The organism is Achromobacter sp. (genome assembly GCF_036567245.1).
In the GTDB taxonomy this organism is placed as follows: domain Bacteria; phylum Pseudomonadota; class Gammaproteobacteria; order Burkholderiales; family Burkholderiaceae_B; genus Achromobacter.
Genome location: NZ_DATCUY010000631.1, coordinates 1 through 3,321, shown reverse-complemented (window position 1 = coordinate 3,321; position 3,321 = coordinate 1). Strand labels below are relative to the sequence as shown.

Below are 3,321 nucleotides of genomic sequence, written 5' to 3'. Positions count from 1 at the left end.
CAGCCCGCGCACCTGGGCCACCGCCCAGGGCGTGGCGACCCTGCCGCTGGCGCTGGCGGGCTACCTTGTGCTGTGGGCGGGCATGACCGCGACTGGCAGCGACTTTCCCATGCCGGCGGGCCCCCGGCCCGAAGTCTTCCTGGCCTTGATGGCCATCATCGGCCTGTTCGCGTCCTGGCTGGGCACCTTGTGCTGGAACGAAGCCAGCCAGCGCCTGCCCACCGCGCTGGCCGGACAGCTGATCGTGTTCGAAACGCTGGCGGCGCTGGCCTACGCCTACATGCTGCGTGGGCAGATGCCGCAGCCGCTGACGCTGATCGGCATCGCCTGCCTGATGGTGGGCGTGCTGCGCGCGGTGCGGATCAAGCCGGAACCGCTGCCCGCGGCCGCTTGATGCTGCGTCCGGCAAGCGCGGACACATGGCGCCTGTGCGGCGCAAAACCTTAGGGCAACAGCAATTCCGGTAGCCGGCGCAAATCGTCGATGACGTCCGAGGCGCCCTCGTCCAGCAGCCGCTGGCGCTGGTCCGGTCCGTTGTGCGAGGCGCCCACGTAGCCGATGGCGCGCATGCGCGCGGTGCGGGCGGCGCGCACGCCGGGCACGCTGTCTTCGACCACCACGCAATCCAGGATCGCCGTGCGCATCTGCCGGGCGGCAAAGAGGAAGACGTCCGGCGCCGGCTTGCCATGCGCCACCTGCGCCGTGCTGAATACATTGGGCGCGAACTGGTCCCACAAGCCGACCAGCTTCAAGGCCGCCTCCAGCTTGGGCGGCGTGCTGCTGGAGGCCACGCAGACCTGCAGGCCCCGCTCGCGCAGCGCGCGCACCGTCTCCAGCGCGCCGGGCAACGCCCGCAATTCCTGGCGGAACGTGGCGTCCAGCCCGTCCGCATATTCGCGCGCGAATCCTTCGGGCAGGCTGCGGGCGTTTTCCTGTTGCAGGGTCTGCCACATATCCGAGTCCGGGATGCCGGCAAAGCGGCGCGCGGCCTCTTCGGGCGTGATGGCGATGCCATGCGCGGCCAAGGCCCGCGATTGGGCGCGCGCCGCGATGATCTCGCTATCGATCAGGACGCCATCGCAGTCGAAGATGACCAGGCTGGGGGCAGGCGTATGCATGATGGCTCCACGATGGATGAACTGCCATGATAGGCCCGCCTCGTGACAGGCGCGCGCCGCCTACAGCCCCGGCCCCTTCAGCCGCCGCAGGCGCCATGCGAGGAACACGCCGCCCAGCCCGGCCGCGGCCACGATGAGCGACGCCGCCGACCAGCCGTAGCGATCGATCGCGCCGCCCACTGCCAATGGGCCTATCACCTGGCCCAGGCCGCTGCCCTGCATCACCAGCCCCACCGAAGCCGGCGTCAACGCAGGCCGCGGCGCCAGCAACGGCGCGGTGCCCAGCAGCGTGGCAGGTATCAGCCCGCCCACTGCGGAGAACAGCACGCACAGCAGGAAGGTAGGCATGGCCGGCAGCACTGAACGGAAGATCAAAAGCGCCACCGCGCCCATGATCAGGCTGGCGCAGGCGATCAGCGTCGAACGCCGCCAGCCGCGCGCCAGCAGCACGCCCGCGCCCAGGTTGCCGACCACGTTGGCGGCGCTGGCGATGGCGCTGTACAAACCGGCGGTCGCCAGCGGCAGGCCCAGCTGTTCGGTCAACAATACGGGCAGAAAAGTGAACAGCGCGAAGAACATCAGGCTGTAGAGGGTGAACGACAGCGCCAGCAAGCGGGGGCCGGGCGCGCCCATCGTATCCACGGTGTCCTGCCGCAAGCCCCGCCAGGACAGGCTGGCGCCGCCCGGGGTGGCCGGCGCCAACGCCGCCACGCATACCAGCGCCACCAGCACCGCCGCGCCTGCGCACCACCAATAGGCTTGCCACCCGCTGAAGGCCTGCGAGGCCAGCATCGCAATGGCCATGCCGGCCGGCATGTAGCAGCTCCAGAGCGCGAAGGCGAAGTCGCGGGTGGACGCCGACACCATGCGCTGCAGGGCCGCGGGGCCCGCCACGGTAATCATCAGAAAGCCCAGCCCCTCCACCACCCGCGAAGCCAGCAGGACACTGTAGACCGACGCCATCGCGCCCATCACCGAGCCCGCCGCCGTCGCCACCAGGCCCGCCAACAACATGCGCCGCGCGCCGTAGCGGTTGATGACCCCACCGGCCGCGATCCCGCCGACCAGGCCCAGGATCGAGAACACCGCGGCCAGCGCCCCGATGGAGGCCAGGTCCAGCCCCATGTCCTTGCGCAGCAAGGGCGCGGCGATGATGACCTTGCCCACTTGCAGCGCCGCCACCACGCCCGCCCCCACGATGGCCAGCACCGCCGACCAGCGCGCTCCTTCCTTGCCCATTCCAGTCTCCCCTTGCTTCAACCCAGCCAGGATGCCAGCGCAAACCGATCCTGGTAAGTGATAATCTTTTGATGTACTTGATCGATTTAATAGATCAGCCGGCAAGATGATAGACGCCCTGACCCTGGACCAGTTGCGCGTGTTCGCCGCCGTCGCCGACGCCGGCAGTTTCCGCGCGGCTGCGCGCCGCCTGTCGCGGGTGCAATCGGCCGTCAGCCACGCCATCGCCAATATGGAGGCGCAACTGGGCGTGACGCTGTTCGACCGCAGCGGCCACCGGCCCGTGATGACGCCGCAAGGGGCAGCGCTGCTGGCCAACGCCCGCGACATCCTGCTGCGCGTGGACGCCATGCGCGCCCGCGCCCAGGGCCTGGGCGAAGGGGTCGAGCTGGAACTGTCGCTGGCGGTGGACACGCTGTTTCCGATCGCCGAGGTGGGCGCCGCCCTGAACGCCCTGCGCGCCGCCTACCCGTCCGTCGCCGTCCGGGTTTCGGTGCTGCCTTTGGGCGGCCCGGTGGAAGCCCTGCTGACGCGCAGCCACACGCTGGCCATCGTCGCCGGCGACCATTTCCGCAATCCGCGCATCGTGATGCAGGCGCTGTCGTCCGTGCAGATGGTGGCGGTGGTCGGCGCCGGGCATGCGCTGGCGCGGCGGGTCGCCGCCGAGATCCCGCTGGGTCCGGCAGAACTCGCCGATCATGTGCAGATCGTGCAAATGGACCCGTCCTCGCTGACACAGGGCCGCGACTTCGCGGTGCTGTCGCCGCAGACCTGCCGCGTCAGCGGCCAGGACACCAAGCACGCCCTGATCCTGGCGGGCGTAGGCTGGGGCCGGCTGCCGTTCTGGCAGGTGGAGCGCGACCTGGCCGAAGGCCGGCTGCTGCGCCTGCCGACCGACAGCCTGGGCCGCGGCAGCCAGGTGGCCAGCGAAACCTATCTGGCGCACCGCATCGACCAGCCCCTG

At 70.2% G+C, this 3,321-nt stretch carries 4 protein-coding genes; 2 read left to right on the top strand and 2 right to left on the bottom strand.

Annotation, left to right across the window (positions count from 1 at the left end; translation table 11 throughout):
- Positions 1 to 394 (top strand): DMT family transporter (locus VIR09_RS26820; protein ID WP_332015624.1); only part of this gene is annotated, 394 nt, incomplete at its 5' end.
- A 49-nt stretch (positions 395 to 443) separates the two neighbouring features.
- Here VIR09_RS26820 and VIR09_RS26815 read toward each other — a convergent pair.
- Both VIR09_RS26815 and VIR09_RS26810 read right to left on the bottom strand, forming a co-directional pair.
- Positions 444 to 1,118, bottom strand: a complete 675-nt coding sequence (locus VIR09_RS26815; protein ID WP_332015623.1) for an HAD family phosphatase — start codon at positions 1,116 to 1,118, stop codon at positions 444 to 446.
- A gap of 60 nt (positions 1,119 to 1,178) precedes the next feature.
- The gene (locus VIR09_RS26810) at positions 1,179 to 2,357 is read right to left on the bottom strand and encodes an MFS transporter (protein WP_332015622.1); all 1,179 of its coding nucleotides are present in this window, start codon (positions 2,355 to 2,357) and stop codon (positions 1,179 to 1,181) included.
- Between the two features lie 106 nt (positions 2,358 to 2,463).
- Between VIR09_RS26810 and VIR09_RS26805 the strand changes: the two genes are divergently transcribed.
- Positions 2,464 to 3,321, top strand: an 858-nt coding sequence (locus tag VIR09_RS26805) for a LysR family transcriptional regulator (RefSeq protein ID WP_332015621.1), incomplete at its 3' end; no start/stop codon positions are given.

What these genes read in the sequence shown, in the direction of transcription:
- VIR09_RS26815 (WP_332015623.1), bottom strand. Translation starts at nt 1,118, where the DNA reads ATGCATACGCCTGCCCCCAGCCTGGTCATCTTCGACTGCGATGGCGTC.
- VIR09_RS26810 (WP_332015622.1), bottom strand. Translation starts at nt 2,357, where the DNA reads ATGGGCAAGGAAGGAGCGCGCTGGTCGGCGGTGCTGGCCATCGTGGGG.